Annotated in this window: 23 protein-coding genes; 21 read left to right on the top strand and 2 right to left on the bottom strand. The window is 42.3% G+C overall.

All coding sequences use genetic code 11. From position 1 onward, the window contains the following. Positions 1–10: 10 nt before the first annotated feature. From TRNA_RS39290 to TRNA_RS39190, 21 genes are all read left to right on the top strand, one after another. Positions 11–202 carry a DUF1056 family protein gene (locus tag TRNA_RS39290; protein WP_003185361.1) on the top strand — a complete coding sequence of 64 codons (192 nt, stop codon included), beginning with the start codon at positions 11–13 and terminating at the stop codon, positions 200–202. Then, positions 203–1,513 (top strand): phage portal protein, encoded by a 1,311-nt coding sequence (locus TRNA_RS39285; RefSeq protein ID WP_003185359.1) that lies wholly within the window; start codon positions 203–205, stop codon positions 1,511–1,513. It abuts the gene before it with no gap. Continuing rightward, on the top strand, positions 1,458–2,189 hold the full coding sequence (locus tag TRNA_RS39280; protein ID WP_011201736.1) for a head maturation protease, ClpP-related: 732 nt from the start codon (positions 1,458–1,460) through the stop codon (positions 2,187–2,189). The genes TRNA_RS39285 and TRNA_RS39280 overlap by 56 nt, the downstream gene beginning before the upstream one ends. 39 nt (positions 2,190–2,228) lie before the next feature. Continuing rightward, positions 2,229–3,512: a phage major capsid protein gene (locus tag TRNA_RS39275; RefSeq protein WP_011198311.1), complete on the top strand. Its 1,284-nt coding sequence runs from the start codon at positions 2,229–2,231 to the stop codon at positions 3,510–3,512. A gap of 22 nt (positions 3,513–3,534) precedes the next feature. Further along, on the top strand, positions 3,535–3,960 hold the full coding sequence (locus tag TRNA_RS39270) for a collagen-like protein (RefSeq protein WP_011198310.1): 426 nt from the start codon (positions 3,535–3,537) through the stop codon (positions 3,958–3,960). 20 nt (positions 3,961–3,980) lie between these two features. Further along, positions 3,981–4,283 carry a head-tail connector protein gene (locus tag TRNA_RS39265; RefSeq protein ID WP_003185351.1) on the top strand — a complete coding sequence of 101 codons (303 nt, stop codon included), beginning with the start codon at positions 3,981–3,983 and terminating at the stop codon, positions 4,281–4,283. Then, positions 4,273–4,581 (top strand): phage head closure protein, encoded by a 309-nt coding sequence (locus TRNA_RS39260; RefSeq protein ID WP_003185349.1) that lies wholly within the window; start codon positions 4,273–4,275, stop codon positions 4,579–4,581. The genes TRNA_RS39265 and TRNA_RS39260 overlap by 11 nt, the downstream gene beginning before the upstream one ends. Further along, complete coding sequence (locus TRNA_RS39255; RefSeq protein ID WP_006637249.1) at positions 4,581–4,979, top strand: HK97-gp10 family putative phage morphogenesis protein; 399 nt, start codon at positions 4,581–4,583, stop codon at positions 4,977–4,979. The genes TRNA_RS39260 and TRNA_RS39255 overlap by 1 nt, the downstream gene beginning before the upstream one ends. Beyond that, on the top strand, positions 4,976–5,359 hold the full coding sequence (locus TRNA_RS39250) for a hypothetical protein (protein ID WP_003185344.1): 384 nt from the start codon (positions 4,976–4,978) through the stop codon (positions 5,357–5,359). The genes TRNA_RS39255 and TRNA_RS39250 overlap by 4 nt, the downstream gene beginning before the upstream one ends. 14 nt (positions 5,360–5,373) lie before the next feature. After that, positions 5,374–5,991: a major tail protein gene (locus TRNA_RS39245; protein WP_003185341.1), complete on the top strand. Its 618-nt coding sequence runs from the start codon at positions 5,374–5,376 to the stop codon at positions 5,989–5,991. A 53-nt stretch (positions 5,992–6,044) separates the two neighbouring features. Beyond that, entirely contained in the window at positions 6,045–6,407 is a 363-nt protein-coding gene (gpG, locus tag TRNA_RS39240; protein WP_003185339.1) for a phage tail assembly chaperone G, read from the top strand. A 208-nt stretch (positions 6,408–6,615) separates the two neighbouring features. Continuing rightward, positions 6,616–11,082 carry a phage tail tape measure protein gene (locus tag TRNA_RS39235; protein WP_011198308.1) on the top strand — a complete coding sequence of 1,489 codons (4,467 nt, stop codon included), beginning with the start codon at positions 6,616–6,618 and terminating at the stop codon, positions 11,080–11,082. Then, the gene (locus tag TRNA_RS39230) at positions 11,082–11,918 is read left to right on the top strand and encodes a phage tail family protein (protein WP_011198307.1); all 837 of its coding nucleotides are present in this window, start codon (positions 11,082–11,084) and stop codon (positions 11,916–11,918) included. The genes TRNA_RS39235 and TRNA_RS39230 overlap by 1 nt, the downstream gene beginning before the upstream one ends. Before the next feature lie 12 nt (positions 11,919–11,930). Continuing rightward, complete coding sequence (locus tag TRNA_RS39225; RefSeq protein WP_003185331.1) at positions 11,931–13,643, top strand: phage tail protein; 1,713 nt, start codon at positions 11,931–11,933, stop codon at positions 13,641–13,643. A 36-nt stretch (positions 13,644–13,679) separates the two neighbouring features. Next, on the top strand, positions 13,680–15,635 hold the full coding sequence (locus TRNA_RS39220) for a right-handed parallel beta-helix repeat-containing protein (RefSeq protein WP_011198306.1): 1,956 nt from the start codon (positions 13,680–13,682) through the stop codon (positions 15,633–15,635). A gap of 20 nt (positions 15,636–15,655) precedes the next feature. After that, complete coding sequence (locus TRNA_RS39215) at positions 15,656–16,999, top strand: phage baseplate upper protein (protein ID WP_011198305.1); 1,344 nt, start codon at positions 15,656–15,658, stop codon at positions 16,997–16,999. An 11-nt stretch (positions 17,000–17,010) separates the two neighbouring features. After that, complete coding sequence (locus tag TRNA_RS39210; RefSeq protein ID WP_011198304.1) at positions 17,011–17,325, top strand: hypothetical protein; 315 nt, start codon at positions 17,011–17,013, stop codon at positions 17,323–17,325. Continuing rightward, positions 17,322–17,504, top strand: a complete 183-nt coding sequence (locus TRNA_RS39205; RefSeq protein WP_011198303.1) for an XkdX family protein — start codon at positions 17,322–17,324, stop codon at positions 17,502–17,504. The genes TRNA_RS39210 and TRNA_RS39205 overlap by 4 nt, the downstream gene beginning before the upstream one ends. Before the next feature lie 62 nt (positions 17,505–17,566). Continuing rightward, positions 17,567–17,836, top strand: a complete 270-nt coding sequence (locus TRNA_RS39200) for a hemolysin XhlA family protein (protein WP_009329192.1) — start codon at positions 17,567–17,569, stop codon at positions 17,834–17,836. A 15-nt stretch (positions 17,837–17,851) separates the two neighbouring features. Then, a complete protein-coding gene (locus TRNA_RS39195; protein ID WP_011198302.1) occupies positions 17,852–18,115 on the top strand; it encodes a phage holin in 264 nt (87 codons plus the stop codon). 51 nt (positions 18,116–18,166) lie between these two features. Then, entirely contained in the window at positions 18,167–19,246 is a 1,080-nt protein-coding gene (locus TRNA_RS39190; RefSeq protein ID WP_011198301.1) for a peptidoglycan recognition protein family protein, read from the top strand. Positions 19,247–19,302: 56 nt separating this feature from the next. On the opposite strand, the gene TRNA_RS39185 is transcribed toward TRNA_RS39190, so the two are convergent. Both TRNA_RS39185 and TRNA_RS39180 read right to left on the bottom strand, forming a co-directional pair. Beyond that, positions 19,303–19,641: a hypothetical protein gene (locus tag TRNA_RS39185; RefSeq protein ID WP_011198300.1), complete on the bottom strand. Its 339-nt coding sequence runs from the start codon at positions 19,639–19,641 to the stop codon at positions 19,303–19,305. 15 nt (positions 19,642–19,656) lie between these two features. Then, on the bottom strand, positions 19,657–21,186 hold the full coding sequence (locus tag TRNA_RS39180) for a T7SS effector LXG polymorphic toxin (RefSeq protein ID WP_011198299.1): 1,530 nt from the start codon (positions 21,184–21,186) through the stop codon (positions 19,657–19,659). Positions 21,187–21,437 lie beyond the last annotated feature (251 nt).

The following is a 21,437-nucleotide window of genomic DNA, read 5'->3' as shown; positions in this document are numbered from 1 at the left end:
GGGTGAGCACTTGAAAATTTTAAAAACCTTACAGCTATTTTTAGAGGATATCTTGCTTATTGCGGGCATGGTATTCATTTCAATAGCCATATATCGAATAAACGTAAACGCGGGTTTAATCGCAACCGGTGTTTTTTTATTTTCTCTTGCCAGCTTGGCAGGATTTGTTCGTCAAAAAAATAAGGATGAGGGAGGGAAATAGATGCTATTAAGCCGTTTAAAGAGCGGAATAAAAAATGAAATTGCTGAAGAGGATAGCGGTTCCCTTCTCCATCCGGTTGATTGGTTCAAAAATATTTTTGCTGGATCTGAAAGCGCATCTGGTGAAAGGGTATCAACAAAAACGGCCGTTCTTCATCCGGATGTATATGCCTGTGTGATTGTTTTGGCGGATGATATTGCGAAACTGCCGATTAAACTTTTTCAGAATCAAAATGGAAACATACAACAGGTTCAAAATAAAGTCAGCGATATCATTCTGAACAAAGTCAATGACTATATGACAAGCTTTGTGTGGAAGCGGCTTTTGGTTACAAGGCTTTGCACTTGGGGAAACAGCTACAACCTTTTACTTTTTGATAAAGACGGAAATGTGACGGGTATCAGACCATTGGATCCGGAAGCAACCAACACAAATATTGATCCCGATAACGGGCGTGTTTGGTACTCCACAACGATTGACGGCAGATACCGTGAGTTTTTTTATGAAGAGGTGCTGCATTTTAAAAACCTGTCTCTTGACGGAATTGTGGGGCAAACTCCGATTTCAGTTATTCGGGACAATATAGGGTCAAATAGAGCTGCCACAAAATTCAACGCGAAATTTTACAAGAATGGCGGTGCACCGTTCGGTGTTGTTAAAGCGCCGACCCTTTTAGATCGAAAAAGTAAACAAATTCTTAGAGAAGACTGGGAGCGGGTGAATGCGGGGCAGTCTATTGCAGTTTTAGACGCCGGGCTTGATTATTCACAGGTAACCATGCCTATGAAAGATGCCCAATTTATTGAATCGATGAAATGGAATCGCCAACAGATTGCATCGATTTATAAGGTGCCTCCGCATAAAATAGGTGAGCTGGACAGGGCAACATTTTCAAATATTGAGCAACAATCCTTAGATTATGTCAAAACCACTTTACAGCCAATCGTCACAAATATTGAACAAGAGTTAAACGATAAGGTTTTGACAGAGAAGCAGCAGGGAGCTGGCTATTACTTTAAATTTAACCTGGAATCAGAGCTTCGCGGGGATAGTAAATCACGTGCTGAATTTTATAAAACGATGCAAAGCGTAGGCGCCTTTAGCGTCAATACTATTCTTCAAAAAGAGGACATGACAGGTATCGGGGAGATCGGCGATGAGCATTATGGAAACTTAAACCTTGTTCCCCTTTCAATTATGAAAGAGTATCAACTTAGCAAGGTCAAACGGTCTTCAAATCGCCTGAAAGGGGGTGATGGCAACGGAACAGAAGAAGAAAAACAAGTATTGGAACATGAAGGTTCTGAATGATTCGACTGCTGAAATCACGCTTTACGGTTCTATTACTGGCGAAGGATGGTTTAGCGAGAGCTCGTCCAAGGCCTTTCAGGCTGAGTTGAAAAGTTTAGGTGACGTGAGCTCTATTGATTTGTACATTAATTCGCCCGGTGGGGATGTTTTCGAGGGGCAGGCTATTCATTCGATGCTTCAGCGTCACAAGGCAAAAATCAATGTCTATGTGGATGCACTGGCTGGAAGTATTGCTTCTGTCATTGCAATGGCCGGCGATAAAATTACGATGCCAAGTAACGCCATGATGATGATTCACAACCCATACATGGGGATGGTCGGGAATGCCGCGGAATTCCGGAAGGCAGCCGATGATCTGGATAAGATTACTGAAAGTATCGTTTCCACATATCTTGCGAAAGCAGGAGACAAACTGGACGACGGGACTTTACGCCAGCTGCTGGATGAGGAAACCTGGCTCACCGCCGATGAAGCTTTAAATTATGGCTTGATCGATGAGGTTTCAGAGTCAAAGGATGTAGCAGCCTGCATTGATCATCAGGTACTGGCACATTTTAAACATGTTCCAGGCAAAATTGTTGCTCAATCTACTGCTGAAAGTCCGGCTGAAGAAACTAAGCCGGATGAATTACTAAAACAAAAGATCAATATGAAACTTGAACTCTTAAATCTTTAAGGGTTCTTTTTTTATGCCACTATTAAGGAGGACAAGCATTTGAAACAGAAAAAGTTATTGAGACTTGATATTCAATTTTTTGCCGGGGGCGGAATGTCCAAAAAAGAACGAGAATTGCGCCAGACCTTGGCGGAAAAACGTACAAGAATTGAAGCACTGACCGATGAAGGGAAAATGGACGAAGCCAAAAAACTGCTTGCTGAGGCTCAACAAATTAAAGATCAAATTCAAACATATGAGGATTTACGAAACATGCAGGTTTCATATGCACAAGAAGAGCCGCAGCAAGATCCAGAGGCAAAGAACCCGCAACAGCCAACGGATGATATCGCCAAAACAGATGCGAAAAATCATGCTCAGCTTTTTGCATCTGCCCTTAGAACAGGCAAAGTACCACAGCCTCTTGCCGCGATGAAAGAAGGTGTGGATGAGGACGGCGGGCTTATTGTACCGCAGGATATCTCCACGAAAATAAATGAAAAACGACGTCAATTTGATACGTTGGCAAATCTCGTCGATGTCATTCCGGTATCAACAAACAAAGGGTCAAGGGTTCTTGAAAAACTAGCGGATATCACCCCGTTAGTAAATCTTGAGGAATTAGCAGATATTGAAGAATTAGAGAACCCTAAATTTGAAAACATAAAGTATAGCATTAAAGACTATGCCGGGATTTTGGTTCTTTCTAATGATTTGCTTGCAGATACACAAGAAGCACTTTTGCAGTACCTTTCTAATTGGCTTGCCAAAAAGTCGGCCGTGACCCGCAATACGTTGATTCTTAATCAATTAGGAACACTTGCAAAAACCACAGTATCGAAGCAGGACGACATTAAAGACATTCTCAATGTCAAACTTGATCCGGCTATTAATGCCACGACTAAAGTTGTCACGAACCAATCAGGATTTAACGTGTTAGATAAACTGAAAGACGCTTTCGGCCGTTACCTGCTTCAGCCGAACCCTACTGATCCAACTAAAAAATTATTGTTCGGTAAGCCGGTATCCGTCATTTCTGATAAGTATTTGCCAAACGGCGGTACAAAAACGACTCCAAAATATCCATTAATCATTGGAGACCTTAAAGAAGCTGTCAAACTCTTTGATCGTCAGCAATATTCCATTTTAACGACAAATGTCGGTGGTAAAGCATTCTACCGTAACTCTACAGATATGCGAATCATTGAACGTGAGGACGTTGTACTTTGGGACACGGATGCTGTTGTTTACGCGGAATTTGCATCTATTAAAGACGCTGTTCCCGACAATGAAACTCCAAGTACCGGCGACACAGAAGATAAATCAGTTGACGTTGGAAAATAAAAAATTGAAAGGATGATGAGATATGGCAGATCAATTTTTAAACCAAAGTAACGGCGTATTCACTTCTGCGGAGGACGATGGCACGGGCAAACCGGTAACGCCCGTTTATTTGAAGGACAACAGCGAAGAAAATCCTTTATACATCAAAGGAATGCAAGGGGAACCTGGTCCGCAGGGGCCACAAGGACCAAAAGGGGACAAGGGAGATACTGGCCCACAAGGCCCACAAGGAGAACCAGGACCCCAGGGACCAAAAGGTGACAAAGGTGATCCTGCTGTCATTGAAGAAAAAAGCATTACCCATGAAATGCTTGGTGAAAAGGTAGTAAGAAGCAACAACGTAGGAACTGGTAGCATCATGATGGACAACTTAAACAGCGAAGTAAAGGCCATTTTTGAAGACCTACAAAAGCAAATTGATGAATTAAAAGGCGGAACATCTAGTTAACGAAAGATAGGTGATGCCCTATGACTGAAACCCAACAAAAAGAGCTTGAAGAGGCGAAAAAATTCCTCCGGGTCGATGGTGATCTGGAGGATGATTTAATTCTTGGGTTTATCGCTTCAGCAAAAGAATACATTACATCCGCAACGGGCCTGAAATTTCCTAATAATTCAGCTCGCGCAGATTTGTGTGTAAAGGCTTTTGTAACTCACTGGTATGAAAACCGTGAAATAGCTGGCACAACTTCAAACCTTGATGGAGTTCTGACAACGTTGATCAATCAATTAAAATACACAGTTTCGGAGACTGATGCCGATGCTGAATGACATGCGATATCGAATCAAGTTTCAAAAGAAAAAAGAAGGCGGCCGTCTCCCTGTGGAAGGTGACTATGAAACGGTCGTTGAATGCTGGGCAAAAGCTGAAGGATTAAAAGGCCGGGAATATTATGCGGCCGCTGCCGTCAAGAAGGAAGAAACAGTAAAATTTACGATCCGACACCGTGAAGGTATTGGTAAACATATGCGGATTCTTTTTCAAAACCAATCATATGAAATAGAATCTATCATACCGAACTATTCCCGGAAAAATTTCACCACAATTAGGGCAAAGGCGGTGGAATAATGAAATTTGAAATAGAAATGCAGGGCTTTAAAGAATTAGATTCATATTTATCCTCACTCGCAAGGAAGGATGAAAAAATAAATAAAGCTACTGTAAAAGCTGGGGGCGCTGTTCTTGCGAAGGAAATTAAAAAGAATGCTCCCCGTTCCAATATTGGGGGGAGCCATCCCCACATTGATGAAGATATTATCGTTGGTAATCGTACGAGAAAGGACCCCGATGGTGAGATATATGCAGTGGTTGGTCCTACAAAAGATACGAAGTTCCGTGTCCACTTGCCTGAATTCGGAACCATTCATCAGCCGGCTAACCCGTCTATTCAGCGGAGTATGCTAAGTGCCAATGAGAGGATGCTTCAGGCGATGGCAAGCGTTATAAAAAGAGGGTACAAGCTATGAATGTAGCGGAAAGAGCTTTGCAATTAAAAAATAAAGTATTTGAAGCGCTGGAAACTGATCCGGCGCTTTTATTATTGGCTGATCCTGCAAACATTTTTGAACTTGCGGTGCCGATTGGCATCAAAAGCAAACCAGCTTATATCGTCGTACAGGAATTGGACTACAGAACTACCAAGTGGGCTGATGGAAAGCCGATCAAGGACAGCGCTGTCTATCAAATTGATGTATACAACGATTCATCCTGCGATCAGATTTTGGCTGCCGTTATAGGGGTCATGAATAGAATGGATTTTCAAACAGGAATTTTAATCAATGATTTTTTAAAAGATGAGGGTCTTATTCGGAAGGGACGCCGATTTGAGGCCAATATTTTAATATAATTGGAGGTTTTAGAATGCCTGAATACAGTTCAGTTACCGGATTGGAAGGCGTTAAATTTGCGCCTTTAAAAAAGGAAAATGGCTTTTATGTGGCTACAAAAATTATTGATTACCCTTACGCAATTAACGCGAAGGTCAATACGGAAACATCAACAGAAAAGCAGTATGCAGACAACAAACTGGTGGATATGGCTGTCACGACTGGTTCCACAAAATTGGAGCTTGAAATGCGGGATCTGCCAATGGAAATTTTGGAGGAATTGTTTGGGATAGAAGAAACAGACGGGATCTATATGTTCAAAAAGAATGTTATCGCGCCATGGGTTGCGATGTCTTTCTATGGGCCAAAAGCGAACGGCAAGAATCGCCATGTAGGCTTAGTGAAAGGGCGTTTTTCTCTTCCGGATGATGAATGGAAAACAAAAGAAGAAAAGACTGATTTTCAGACGGTCAAACTTTCTGCTGAATTTATGGAGCGCGAACAAGACAACGCCTATAAAGTATTGGCTGATGAGGACGCACCGAATTTCAATTTGGACAAGTTTTATGAAAAAGTGTTTGGCAATGCTTATAAAAATCCGGACTCAGGCTCTGATAATAAATCCAGCGTAGACATTGGAAAGACAGTATAAAGGGAAGCTCTATGCTTCTTTTTTAAATCTAACAAAATAAAGGAGGAGTCAACATGGCTCAAAAACATATTTCTATTAAATTATGGTTTGAAGAAGAAGGAAAATATAAAACGTTTATTGCTCCCCGTACAAACACAAAGACGTTGTTTGAAGCCTTAAAGTTAGATGAGACAGCTTCTAAAGCAAAAAATCTTAAAGAAGTACTCAAAAGCCTTGAGGATCGTATGAAATTCATTGTACGGGTATTTCACAATCAATTTACTTTAGAGGATTTTCAAGAAGGATTACAGTCCTTTGAAGTTTCCGATGAAGTAAGACGAATTATGGGAGAAATCATGGGCTATGAAGAACCAGATGAGGAAGAAGATTTTTTGCCAGCAGCGGAAACGGAGGACTTACAGTTGAAAACGGAATAGAACAGCTCAATGATATATATGCGACCCTTTTAAAACAGGGATGGACCATGACTGAAATTGACGAGATGGATATTTACCATTACTTAGAAGTCCTGGCTCATGAAAATAAACCAAAAGTTGTTCCAATTGATCAAATATTTTTCTAAGACTGGCTTTATCGCCGGTCTTTTTTCGTTGAGTTTATGCCAGGGAAGCGGGGTGGATACATATGGCGCAACCTATCGGAAATATGATTGTTAAAGTAGGCCTTGATGATACTGGCTTTAATCGTGGAATCGAAGGTTTAAAGCGGCAAATGCGTTTAGCGAATTCGGAAATGAAAGCATCCGGTGCAGTTTATAAAGCTGCGGGCAATCAGTCTAAGTTTCTTCAATCGCAAATAGAAGGACTCAATAATAAATACCGCATACAAGGCCGTTTAGTTGATGAGCATCGGGCAAAATACAATAAGCTGGTCAGAGAAAAAGGGCTGGATAATCGAGAAACACAGATACAAGGCCGTCGGCTGAATGATGCAATTGCCGTTCATCAAAGCCTTGGAAATGAACTGCAACGAGTAACAAAACAATTTGAAAATACCACAAACAGCACCCGGCGAGCAGCGAGTGTTTTTTCTGTGTTTAAGCGCAATTCAGGAGAAGTATCTAAAGAGTTAAACGCGGTGTATCAAGCAGCCTCAACCGCTGGAAAGGCTCTTTCTGCTCTCGGTGCAGCGGGATCGTTTGGGATTGGAATGACTGTTAAAGCTGCTGCTGATTTTGAAAAAGCGATGAGCCGTGTCGGTGCTTTAGCAAATGCTACAAACGACCAGATGGCTGATCTTACAAAAACAGCCCGTCATTTAGGGGCGACAACTCAATATACTGATGGCCAAGTTGCAGAAGGTATGCAGTATCTTGCGATGGCCGGATATAAAACAAATCAAATAATCGGGGCTATGCCTGGCCTTCTCGCAACTGCTGCAGCCGGTCAAACAGACCTCGGTGTTACGGCAGATATCGTTTCTGACATTTTGACTGAATTTCATATCAAGGCCGAAGACACAAACCGCGTTGCGGATGCAATGACATATACTTTTACGAATTCAAACGCCACCCTGCAAGAGATCGGCCAAACGATGAAATATGCGGCTCCGGCAGCAAAAACGGCAGGACTCAGCATGGAAGAATTAGCAGCAGCGACAGGCATTATGGCAAATAGCGGGATCAAGGCTGATATGGCAGGAACAGCTTTGCGAGCTACACTGACCCGTTTATCATCTCCACCAAAACAAGCCGGAAATGCGATCGATGAATTAGGTTTGAAGGTAACCGATTCGACAGGGAAACTGCGACCACTTGCGGATATTATCGGCCAGATCAATGAGAAAACAAAAGATTATACCGAAACTGAAAAAATTCGAATTGCAAAACAGTTGGCTGGGCAGCATGCTCTTTCTGGATTTATTACTTTAATGCACGCGGGAAAAGATAAAATTCAAGAATTCACAAAGGAAATCGAAGGAAGCGGCGGCACAGCTGAAAGAGTAGCCAAAAAGCAAATGGACAACCTGGCTGGCTCTATTGAGTATCTGAAATCTGCTACAAACAATGCTGTTATCACTTTTGGAAATCAGTTCTTGCCTGTTATCCGGGCTACAGCTGACGGACTAACAAAGCTTGTAACCTGGTTTGATTCATTGCCCCCTTCTGTGGCGAGTACCATTGCGATTACTGGCGGTGCAGTCACTGTATTTTCCCTCTTAGGCGGCGCGTTCTTACTGTTGCTTGGCTCTTTGCCAAAAGTAGCAGCAGGCTGGAATATGCTTCGGACCGCGGGCGGCTATTTAACGCGGAATGTAAATCAAGCATCGGGCAGTCTTGGCGTTTATTCTACGGAAGCCATTGCAGCGGGCGCAGCTTCCAGGACAGCGGCTGCAGGTATGACAACAACATCTGCGGCAGCGGCAGCAGCATCCACACGAATGGGGCGTTTTCATCAGTCAGCCAATCTGGCAACAACCAGAGTCGGGAGGCTTGAACAATCATCCAGCAGAAGTGCTAAAGCCATGCGAGGCCTAGGCGGTGCTTCACGTGTTGCCGGCGTTGGCCTTGGATTGTTTGGCGGGCCAGTTGGTTCAATTGCCGGGCTAATACTTTCATTTGCTCCTGAGCTCTTAAAATTCGGTGGGAATATTTTAAAGGTTGGAGCCAATGCAATTAAAGGCGCTGGCGGCTTTATGAAATTAGCAAAAAGCGGTTTTGGCCTATTCAACATTCTCAAAAAAGGAGCAGGAGTTGTCGGCCTTTTACGTGGCGGATTGAGCTTGTTAGGCGGTCCAGTTGGTCTTGCTGTGACAGGAGTGACACTTTTAACCGAAGCTGGTACAAAGTATTATGACAATCTGAAGAAAAGGGTTCTTCCATCGACTATTGACTTTGGTGAGGGAGTATCGAAGGCTACTGCAAAAGCTGTGAATGCATATGAAGATATGAATATTAAAGTTACGGCAAAGCTCAATACCCTTCGAGCAACAAATACAAAGATCACCAAGGATATTGCCGATGATGTGACAAAGCAGTTCACTGAAATGGGAAACTCGCTGAAAAAGGGATTTCAAACAAGTGCTGATTCCGCCACCAAGGTGTTACAGGAATTTTATGCTTCAAATGATAAAACGTCAGATAAAGAAGCAGCTAAAATCCTCAATAAAATCAAAAATGGAAATGATAAGAAACAGAAGGAAATACAAGGTTATGTGGATCGGGTAAATGAAATTTACAGAACCGCGGCTGAAGAAAATCGAAAAACAACAGCGAAGGAAAACAGAGAAATAGCAGAGATACAGGGGAAAATGTTGGCTCAAATGGAGACGGCTCTTACTCGAAGCAAGGACGAGCAAATTAAAATTTCAAGGAAGCTGAAGGAAGAATCCTCTAACTTATCTGCTAAACAGGCTGCTGCTGTTGTGAAAAATAGTAATAAAGCAAAAGAAAAAACAATAAAGGCGGCCGAAAAGCAGCGTGATTCCGTTATTGCTGCTGCCGATGATCAGTATTATGTAAAAGGCACAATTTCAAAGAAAGAGCACGATGACACAGTTGGAAAAGCAAAAAGCCAAGCCAAAAAAACAATTAAGCAAGCAGAAAAGACGCATAAAGGTGTAGTCAAGGAGGCAAAGCTTCAAGCTTATGGACATATTGATCAAGTTGATTTTGAGACAGGTGAAGTCCTTGGTAAATGGGATATTTTTGTTCTCGACTTAGCTGGTGTTGTTAATAAGATTACCGGTGGAATTAACACGGTTCTTGAATTTATGCATATCCCAACCATTCCAGAGTGGAAGCCTAAAGGTTACAATGGCCGGTCTGAAAAAATGCAAATTGCGCCAGGAGCTGCATATGCGAAAGGTACAGACTTTCACCCTGGAGGAAAGGCGCTTGTTGGTGAAAAAGGATGGGAACTGGCCCATACACCAGGCATCGGAATGTATGTAGTCGGTATGGGCGGCCCGCAAATTTGGGACCTACCGCGCGGCACATCTGTACTTCCTCATGATCAGTCAAAAGAGCTTGCAGCTTCGGGGCTTCCTGGATATGCAGGCGGGGTCGGCGACTTTTTTAAAAAAGCCGCTGAAGGCTCTAAGAAAATGGTCAATGGAGCTATTTCTTTCGGAAAAGGTGTTGTGGACAAAGTCGGGGATGTTAGTTCAAGCGCTATGGACTTGATAATCAACGGCCCAGGAAAATTAATTAAAAAACTGTTTAGCGGCCTGATCCCGTATAAATCGGGAAAAGGTATTGATTCGTTTGGAACCGGCATACTCAAGACTTTAAAAAATGGTGCAGCTCAATTTTTGAAAGGAGTCATGCCAGAGCCGTCCACATTTAAAGGGACCGGAGGAACGAAAGCCGTAAACCAATGGGTTACAGAGGCTGTTGGTATAGCAGGGGTGCCACTTTCATGGATTCCAGGGCTTGTGACCATCGCCATGAAGGAAAGCGGCGGAAATCCAAATGCTATCAACTTATGGGATTCCAATGCGAAAGCAGGCCATCCTTCACAGGGGTTGATGCAGACGATCCCGAGCACTTTTAACGCCAATAAGTTTCCTGGACATAATAACATTTTGAATCCGATAGATAATACGTTGGCTGCAATTAACTATATCAAGCGCAGATATGGAGACATTAGCAATCATCCAGGCTTAAAATCAATGGCCCGAGGTGGCGGCTATGTTGGTTATGCAAAAGGTGGTATCTCACCTGGACGGGGTGGCTCAAAATGGGCCATCTTAAATGAACGAGGGTATGATGAAACAACGATCACGGAAGATCCTTCATACAGGGAGCGTAATATTGGGCTATGGGCTCGGATTGGTAGCAAACTTGGCGTACTTCCGGATTTACAGGATGGGATGATTTCAAAAGCACTACTCCTGCTTCAAAAAGTTTCGGAAAAGCCCAAACAGCAGCTACCACCTAATGATTTTTCTGTAGACATCAGCCGTGTTGTAAAGAATCAAGAAAAACAAATCAGTATGATGGCAAAGCAAATTGATTTTCTAAATAAAAATGTGCAGCTCTTGCAGCGACTTTTACTAAAAGACAACAACACATATCTTGATGGCAGAAAAATTGACCAATCAGCCGGGGATCGGTTTACTCGAACTTCATTCATAAACGGGGTGAGATAGTGAAATTATTCCTTGATTACGATAATGGTCTTGGGGAGCAGAGCTTAAATAGCCTGCTTCCTTTTTTTGAACCTTTAAGCTTCACACCTGAAGCACCGGGGATTGATCGTGAAACGGTTAGCATCCCGAGAATAAACGGAGTTGTCCTTCCGCAACATCCTCGGGATGTCACATATACAGAACGAAAAATAACCGTTGAATTTTATTTAAATTCAATCATCGCTGAAAACTTTTATCAATTTAGACGGGAGCTTTACGCGCTTTTAGTTAAGCCGTTTCCCTATTATATCTCGACCGATTTATTGCCGAATCTCCGTTTTCGGGTAACTTGTGATGGAAATTTTAGTATCCCAAAAGAAAAGGAGAAAAACTTTGTAACGTTCACAGTTGAATTTAACAACATCACGGGACTGGCAGAATCGAAATTCACTTCTCTGACAAAGCAAAATTTTGACGTTGAGCATTGGAGCCCAGGCATGAACATTCAAATGCGTGACGATCTGGAATACAGGTTCAAAAATCGAAAGAGGTTTCAGGTTTATAACACTGGTGATGCCTATATCAATCCTTTGGAACATGACTACAATGTGGCCTTATGGGCGGCCGGAAAAAATGTGACGATCATCAACCATACAAATGGTGAAAAGCTGAAAATTGAACAGGAATTAAAAAAAACGCAGCGTGTTTCTTTTATTAAGCAATACACAGTGATCAATAAAACACCTATTAAAACATCCGGCAGACTCCCGGGACTCGATATAGGAATGAATAAGTTTGAAATCTTGAATACCAATGATTTTGAAATCATATTTGATACCCGTTTCTACTACGCGTAAGGAGCATGCAATATGGCAAACACAGATTTTATAAAGGAAATTGCACCAGACGCCCAAAGAGTCTATAAAAAGTATGATATTCTCGCGTCTCTCATTATTGCTCAAGCCTGTTTAGAGAGCGCATGGGGGACAAGCGGGCTGGTGCAGAAAGGGAAAAACTTATTCGGCATCAAGGGTACTTATAACGGTCAATATGTTCTCATGTGGACGACTGAATATGATAAGAGCGGAAATGCAACCAAAGTACAAGCTCGCTTTCGAAAATATCCATCTTGGTATGAATCGATTCAGGATTTAGCCAAGTTGTATGTGAACGGAACGAGCTGGGATCCGAATCACTATAAAGCTGTAGTCGGCGAAAAAGATTACAAGAAGGCGAGTGCTGCACTTGTAAAAGCTGGTTATGCGACTGACCCCAATTATGCGACAAAGTTGAATAATCTCATTCAAACCTACAAGCTAACACAATATGACACTGTGGGTGGGGTGCCAGAAGGACCTGACGAACCGGAAACACCGATACCTGATCCAGAAATACCAAGCAAGGAATATGACGGGAAAGACATTACACTCAATCAGAATCTGCCGTCAGATACCGATTTCCCACAGCTTCATGTGTCAACAAAAGACGGAAAAAAGGTTGTGGAAATAACGGGTGTGTCAGTTGATCTGACAGACGATACGACAGGTAAGAAGAGTTTTACCTTCACTATCACAAAAACGCAGGAGAACGGCACAGAATTTGATTTATTGGTGGACGATAACATACTTTATCTGGATGAGAAAAAATTTAAACACCAAAAATATTACATTACGGGTGTCGAACTTCATCAAGAGAAAAATGTTATTAGTAAAACCGTTACAGCAAGCCACATATTCACTGTGCTGCTTATTAACAACAGGATTCATGAAACTGTATCAAAGAAATTAAGATTGAGAGATGCGCTTGATTTTGCGCTGAAGAATACAGACTTCAAATATATTTTTAAGACGCCTGAGAGTGAATTTGAATCAGCAGATCAAGAAAATTTCGGTGATAAAAACTCGACAGAGCTAATGGATGAAATCATTGAGGATTATGGGATTGAAATAGACGTGGATAATTACAAAATTTATATCTACAAAAAGATGGGGAAACGGATTAATTTCACCCTAGATTCGCGCTATAATATGCCCGGCATTTCAATTACAACAAACTCGCAAAACAGTACAACACGTGCCTGGGGATACGGGGCCTTAAAAAAGGGGAGCAGTACTGATGACAAAAACCCTCAGTACGAGTTTGAGCCTATTTTATACATTCATCCAGACGAAAAGAAATTCTTGATTGAAGGGAAGCCACGCTGGGCTGAACCGATCAGGGATGAGCGCTATAAAAAAGCCAGCAGTATGATTTCTGCATTAAAAAGGCATGTGAATCCATATCCGGAAATGACGGTAGAAGCTGATTTCCAAAAAATCTATGAGCCGAAGCTTTTAGAGATCGAGCAAGATTTCTGGAAAGGCGACACCATCCATGTCTTGGCTGATACGGCTGATGGTATCACATTTGAAGATAATGTGAGACTTGTGTCCATCCAGTACAACCCTCTGAACCCATACAGCAGTCCGAAATTGACGTTTGCGAACTTCCGCAAAGATATCCAAAGCATAAATGTGGATCAAGCGAAAAGGCTTAGAGATCAAAAACGATATATTGACCAGCTTTTCAAAACGCTCAGGTAGGCGTTTTTTTATTTTGCCAAAAAAGGAGTGAAAGAGATGCAACGGCTGATAAAAGACTATGATCAAACCCGGAATTCCCGTTATCAAGCACAACTAAGAGCAGATATGCAAAGCATAGAAAACAGCTTGAATGAGCAAGAAAGACAGATTCAATCGCATCAAACATCAAAAAAAGCTCATACGTCTGATCAGATTGCTCACAGCAGCGGGCTTACAGTATCCCAAGAAATCGAAACTGCCAAAGCAAGGGCCAGAAATTTAGTGTTAAATGCCGACGGAACGAACATAAAGGAAGTTGTTGACGCGCGTGTTGATCGTAGGGGAACAATTTACCCGACTTTATGGGACCGTCTGGCTGCAGATGGGCAGTATATTGAAACGAGATTTAACTTTAAAAATGCGCTTAACTATGGTGCGGACCCGACCGGAAAAAGCCCATCTGCCTGGGCCATACAAAAGGCGCTGGATGAAATTCGTCGAGAAGGCGGCGGGCAGCTTGTGATACCAGGCGGTATTTATTTAATCGAAAAAAGAATGATTGTGTATGAAAATACCCGTGTCACTATGGCCGCGGATTGTGTACTTCTTAGAGGATGGGCCGGCGGATTCTTTGTCAACGGAAGGCCGGATGATAGCTTCAGCGGCTTTTCCGGAAGAAGCAACATCATTATTGAAGGCGGTATTTTAGACGGTAACTATGCCAATATAGACAAATACCCGTCTACTGCGATGGACTCAATCATTTTAGGTCATGCAAATAATATTTGGATTGACCGCGTAACTTTCAAAGACACGATTACCGCCCATGCCATTGATGCCAATGGGATCAACAATCTCCAGATCACAAGGAGCAATTTTTTTGGATTCATAGACTTGAGCGGAAAACGCCCTTTCTCAGAAGCCATACAGCTTGGGGAATTTGTTGAAATGGGCGTCAATCAATTCGGAGAGTTTGACGGCACCCCTAATCAAAACGTTTATATCGCCCATAATCATTTTGGTAAATCTGAGCTGTTGGGCGGCTGGGGTTCTGCGATAGGAAATCACTATGCTGTTTATGATATTTTCCAAAAAAACATCACAATCTTTGACAATACGATTGAGGACTGTGGTTTTGCAGGAGTAAGAACGTTTAAATGGGGCGAAGTTAAGATTTTAAACAATCGATTTAAGCGCAATAATGAATGTATTCGAATTTCCCAAGCAGCCGGAGGAATTGAAAGTTCTAAAAATGTTGAAGGAGTCCAAATGAATCGCCCCCAAAATGCACAAAACGTCTTGATTCAGGGAAATGATTTTTATGATTACAAGTCATACGGAATCTTATCGTTTGGGCAAATATATAACAACGAAGTCGCCTGGAGCGATGGCATTCGTATTTTTGGGAACTACTTTAAATTAAAGGCAAAAGAGATTGGTGAATATGACGATGAGCAAGCCATAAAATTAGTCTTTGCAAGAAATGCTTTCATCTCTGATAACCGGATTTTTGGGGGAAGAAGAGGGATGTGGATAGAAGGCTGTTACAACACCTTTATTGATCGAAATTATGTTTCCTGTGTTGATACAGAAGCAATCTACGTCGAAAAAAGCAGAGACAAAACTTCTACCGTGCCGAAATCATATCACCTTTCTATTGATCGAAACGAAATTAACACTACTGGCCGCAACGGTATTTTCATTCAAAACTGCGATCACTTTGATGTGAGAGATAATAATGTGATGAATACCAATAAAGAGCAAAGCAGTACGAGAGGGCGCGGCGGCATTTATGTGGAAAACGGATACGACGGACGAATTGAAAATAGCCGGATACGAGGCGTCGAGAAGGCGTTTGCGATTTTAGTAAAAGACGCTGCAACAGAGGTGAATGTCACCAACACAAAAGGGACTGGCCGCGTCATCGTTCAAGGAGATTCCAATTTTAACGGGTATTATGGGACAACAAAAGATGACTATATTAGAAAAATCATTACAAAAAGCAGCAGCTAATTGAAAGGGGAGGTGAACCAATGATTTATAAAAATACGGCTGTGCACTTTGATGTCAATGCACAAGTGAAGCGAAGTGTATCAGCAAATATTCAGTTCAGTACACAAGATATCGGGACCGCAAAATTGTCGTTTAACCTGACAAAGGACGGTGTGCCTTTGCCGATTAGTAAGGCAACCCATGCCAAGCTATTCATGAAATTTACTGACGGCAGCCAGGTCTATGTCAATACAGAAGTCGAAGACGCGCTGAAGGGCGCTATTTTTTATGTCTTAACGCCGGAACAAATCAAACATGCCGGTACCGTTCACGCGGAGCTTTATGTCAAATATGATAATGGTCAGAAAATGAGTGTCCATAAATTTTCTTTTGAGATTGATAAAGCTCTCATTGATGCGGATATCGTGCCCGTTGCCGAATACTACTTTGAAGATTTTGAAACGTTCAAAGCTGAAGCGGAAGAAATGATTGATGACTTGCAGGCAAAATTTGAAATGCTTGATAATATCGAAACCAAAGAGGGAGCCCAAGCAAGAGCTGACGCTGCCGAAACCAATGCAAAAGCTTACATGGATAAGCACGCATCTAAAAAAGACAATCCGCACGGTGTCACAAAAGATCAGATCGGCTTATCTAAAGTAGACAATGTGAAGCAGGCGACAAAAGCAGAGTTTGATGAGCACCACAGCGATAATACTCGACACATAAATAAAGCTGAGCGAACGAAATGGAATGCCGGACAGCTTTATAAATTAACCGATGACAACGGCGGGAGAACGCTAATTCCTGATGACACTGACTTATTAACCTTACCATCAGGACTTTATTATGGTGTCAGTAACAAAGTTGTGAATTCTCCAGAACCGAAGGCGGTCGAGTGGTTTCATTACGATGTTTCAACTAATAATGCACGCAAAACGATCGTGGTAACTGCTACGGCCAATCCTAAAAGGTGGTTTGGGACAATCCACACTGACGGATCATTTAAAGGTTGGCAGAGATTTATAACGGATGCCGACGCGGAAGTTACCTGGCAATCACCTACTTTGTTAAACGGGTGGAAGCAGTATGGAACCCATAAGGTTCAGTTTAGTAAAAATGCCCTTGGAGAGGTTGAAATTATCGGCTCAATAACCGGTGGAACAATTGGTTTTGATGTGCCGGCTTTTATGCTGCCGGCTGGATATCGCCCTATACAAATGCTTCATTTTATAGGTGTAGCTTCTAGTCAAGGCACTGGCACCACTCCTCAGTACCATAGAACCCAGATCGCCACTGATGGAACTGTTTACATTCAGAGTTGTTCAAATACGGTAAACCCAAACGAATTTATTACTTTCGGTTTTAAATTTAAGGCGGCTTAGGAGGGATGACAGTGAAATGGCTTTACAAATATGATGAGAAATTCAATTACATGCCGGGAGAAGAAATTCAAGTCGAAGACGACGCTGAGCTACCGGAATTTTATTGCGAAGTAAAACCGCCTGACGGCCTATACCTAGCCAAATTTGATCCTGCGAAAGGGGAATGGTTTGAATCGGCCACCAAAGAATATATTGAAAGCTTGCAGCCTCCGGAGCCTGAACCGGGCATAACTGATCTATTGAAAAAACAAAATGCTTTACTCTCATTGCAAGTTGCGCGCCTGCAGGCTGATGTTGAAGCGTTAAAAGGGGGCGGGGCATCATGAAGTATCCCACTCTTGCCGATATAAAACAATTCTATGATTGGGGGTGTTACACAGATGAAGAAATGCGGGAGTACGTAAAAATTAAGTGGATCACCCCGGCCGAATATGAAGACATAACAGGCCGGAGCTATGATAAGCCTGACACTAGTGTGGATTTAGGAATGCCAAGCGCCCAATAAGGGTGTTTTTATTTTGCCTCGAGGGAGGTGAAAACGATGTGAGAACAGGAGGATTTCAGGACATGCATCAAACAAATGAATGGGACGTCTTCAAGCAGGAGATTACCGAATTGAAGGCCGATCACAAAACGCTTGAACAGCGTGTCATCACACTGGAAAGGGCGTCTGATCGACACGATCAACAGATTATGTCCATCAATGACAAGCTCAACAAGATTGAAGAGAACACAACATGGATTAAGCGCAGCATAACGGGCGCGATCATCACAGCGGTTTGTACACTGGTGATCTCCGGGATTGCGGCGCTTTTCATTAATTTTATTCAAAAATAAGGAGGAAGACACAATATGACAACATTCGACAAAGGCACGGTCGTTCGGACGGTGCTTCTTTTTATTGCGTTGGTAAACCAGACTTTGATCGTATTCGGGAAGCCAGTTCTTCCAATCAGTGAAGATCAGATCAACACGCTCGCAGACGCTTTGTATTTGGCCGGCTCTGCGGCATTCACCATCATTACGTCTGTGGTCGCTTGGTTCAAAAATAACTATGTCACTGGCAAAGGAAAGCAGCAAAAAGAAGTTCTAAAACAAAAAGGGTTAACGAAATGAGGTTGCCGGCTGGCAGCCTTTTTTATTTAAAACAAAATAGGAGTGGTTCAGATGGTTAAAGTTGTGAAGAATTATGTGAAAGTCAATCAATATACTCGGCCAGGGTTGAAGTTGGCAGGAGTGAAAGGGATTGTCATGCACTGGACGGCTACTCCTGGCGCGTCCGCACTGAATGAGCGAAATTATTTCAACGGCACATGTATCGCTGATAAACGTTACGCTTCAGCCCATTATTTTGTGGACCGTAAAGAGGCGCAGCACATCATCCCTGAAAACGAAGTCGCATATCATGCCCATGATCAAAATCGCTGTTATGTCAGCTTTTTAAAACCAAACGCTAACACAACGGCAATCGGTGTTGAAATGTGCGTCGAAAAAGATGGCAAGATTCACAGCCAAACGATTCAAAATGCTGCTGAACTGGTTGCCGATCTGTGCAAGCGTTACGGCCTTTCTACAAACAAAATTGTCCGCCATTACGATGTGACAAATAAAAGCTGTCCGACTCCCTGGGTGAGGGATGCAAGCCAGCTGACGACATTCAGGAAAAAAGTTGATGCCTTGCTCGGAAATAACACTGTGTCAAAGACAACATCATCCACGAGCCAGTCAAGCAAATCCACAGGGACCATTCTGAAAAAAGGGGCGTCCGGTTCCCAGGTCAAGGCGCTTCAAAAACGTTTGATTGCCGCTGGCTTCTCACTGCCGAAATACGGGGCTGATGGGTCTTACGGAAATGAAACGGTGCAGGCAGTCAAAGCTCTGCAAAAGAAAGCCGGTATTGCGGTGGATGGAATTTATGGACCGGCAACCGAAAAGGCGCTCGCGGCCATTGAAGCGAAAAAGAAAAAATCATCATCAAGCGGCAAAAAATCATCCTACACGCTGCCGTCCGGCATCTATAAAGTGAAAAGCCCGATGATGAAAGGAACGGCCGTCTGGCAGATTCAGGAGGCTTTAGCTGCCCTCTATTTCTATCCAGACAAAGAGGCGAAGAATAACGGCATAGATGGCTATTACGGGCCGAAAACGGCAAACGCAGTCAAACGGTTCCAACTGATGCACGGGCTGTCTGCCGACGGCATTTACGGGCCGAAGACAAAGGCGAAAATTGAAGCTTTATTGAAGTAATCAAAAGGCCCTCTTTCAAGAGGGCTTAGATTTTATAAATTCTAACTTGTCAATTGTTATTCATCACTATCCATCTCCCATATTTTCTGACCGTCTGTTAAATATACTGCACTTGGTGTATCTTCATAAAGTGAAATTTCAATTAAGGAACTTTCTCCTTGTCTTAACCAATCATATACACCACAATCTTTATTAGTGGGTTGGGATAAAATATTATTTACTTGAAATGCGACTGCGTCATATTCTATATAATTGACATCATCATCGTCCAATCCGTTGTCTGTTTCATAGAGTGTGTCAGGTTCTCCAATAACCTTTAATCCACTTTTCCATTCTATTATCAAATCGTTATTTTTATACTTTCTTAATGCTGAAATTAAAGGATCATATCCCATTTATATCCTCCTCAGTTAAGGTTTTAAAGGCTCTGAAGGTACTATATGAGCGCCGTTTTTGCTGTAATGTATCAAACCTCTAGTAGTCTCCACATACTTACCAGTATCTTTATCATAGAATTTTCCTATTACTTTGCCAAAGTCTACTCTCTCTTTGACCCCATTTTTTAACAGAGTGCCTTTTCCTGCAAACTTATCTAGCAATTCTTGTGCCGTTTTATTATCTCCGTAGAAGATGCTTTTGTTTTTACGACCATTAGCTATTTCTTGTTTGTAGTTTGGTGTTCCAGGAATATGTTTTTCTTGAGCTCCTGGTTTTACTTTTGCAGGGAAACCATGCACTTCGCGATACGGACCTTTTGGTACGGATTGTTTGCCGTAGGAAGGTGTTTTATCTACCTTCGCAAGTTTCTTTCCCGCTTCTTCACCTTTAAATAACTTGAAGCCGCGCTTTCCGTATTTAAATGCCTTTCCAAAAGGTGTGACACTCAATCCGGCCATCAAACGATCCCCATTACCTTTAACGATTTCGCCTGTCGCAAGGTCATATCCAAACGCTGCTCTTACTGCATCATACACACCTGTAAATTCCATCGCCGTATCGAAATTTTTATTAAAATCGCTTTTTTCCACATTCTCTGGAAGGGTGTAGGCGGGTTCTATCTTGACGATTGTATCGCCGTCTATGTATGCCCGGTAAAGCGTATCGTTAAATACTCTATAATCTTTTTTCAGTTCATTCAATTCCTCTTGGGTGTACTCTTTCTTGGAAACCTTTTGTGTCGCCAATTTTTTTAATCGGTCTGGATCGGCGATAGTGTTAGTGTCCACATCTTCTTTGTCTCCGACTTTTTTCAACATGGCACCCATCGCTGTTTCTTGATTTCCACTCAGGGTATCCATCTCATCCGGCTTTAAAATCGCGCCTTTTTGGTAACCTGTGATTTCAATTTTAGGGCCGGTATACATCTTTTCGAGCCGCGCCATGTATCTCTGCATCGTCTCAAGATCGTTTTCAGCCGTTTTGAGGGCGTTGGTTTGCTCGCGGTCAAACGCATGCAGCTTTTCAAGAGTCGTGCTGATTTCCTTTAACGCTTTCTGATTTTGTTCATGAAAACCGCTGTCATTCAAATCCGGTAAGTCGACGATATGGCTGACTTTTGCGATCGTGGCGTTGGCCTTAGAAACCAAATGTTTTGTTGTGCGATCAGCGGCATTTAAGCCATTCTCCAACTCGTGTTCGAGAAAGGACTGTGAAATAAATCCGTTATGGTTTGGTTCCAGGGAATTCAGCGCGCTTTTCATTTTCTTCAGCGTGGAACTGTATTCCTCTATGAAAGTATCATAAAACTGAAGAAAAGGGGTGTGACATTCCTCGTAAAAGGCGCGGATCGCGTCGCCGCCTTTTCCTTTTAAAGCATCATCAAGTGATGTGATGCCCTCAACTGCTTTTTTGACTTTAGAGAATTCATCTGATTGTTGTTTTAATTGTTCCAGCGTTTGATCAATTGCATTGTGCAGCGCTTGAACATCCAGCGTCTTCATGGCATTCTCCTCTAATCCTTTTGGTTACAATCAGTATAAAGTTTACCACTATACGGAAACCAATTGGGGAATAAATCCTGTGGATCACTGAAAATGAATCATTTGGTTCAGGTTATTCTTACTATTGACTGAGAATTTAACAGGTTCTAGCTATATAGATTCTCCCATGCTTCAATTATGGGTAAAAAAGAAGAATTCCTATCAAAAAAAGCCATTCAATGCGAGATGTGGTAAAATAAACCTATCATGAT

The sequence above is a fragment of the Bacillus licheniformis DSM 13 = ATCC 14580 genome, from assembly GCF_000011645.1.
GTDB classification, from domain to species: Bacteria; Bacillota; Bacilli; order Bacillales; family Bacillaceae; genus Bacillus; species Bacillus licheniformis.
This window is presented reverse-complemented; position numbering and strand designations above follow the sequence as displayed.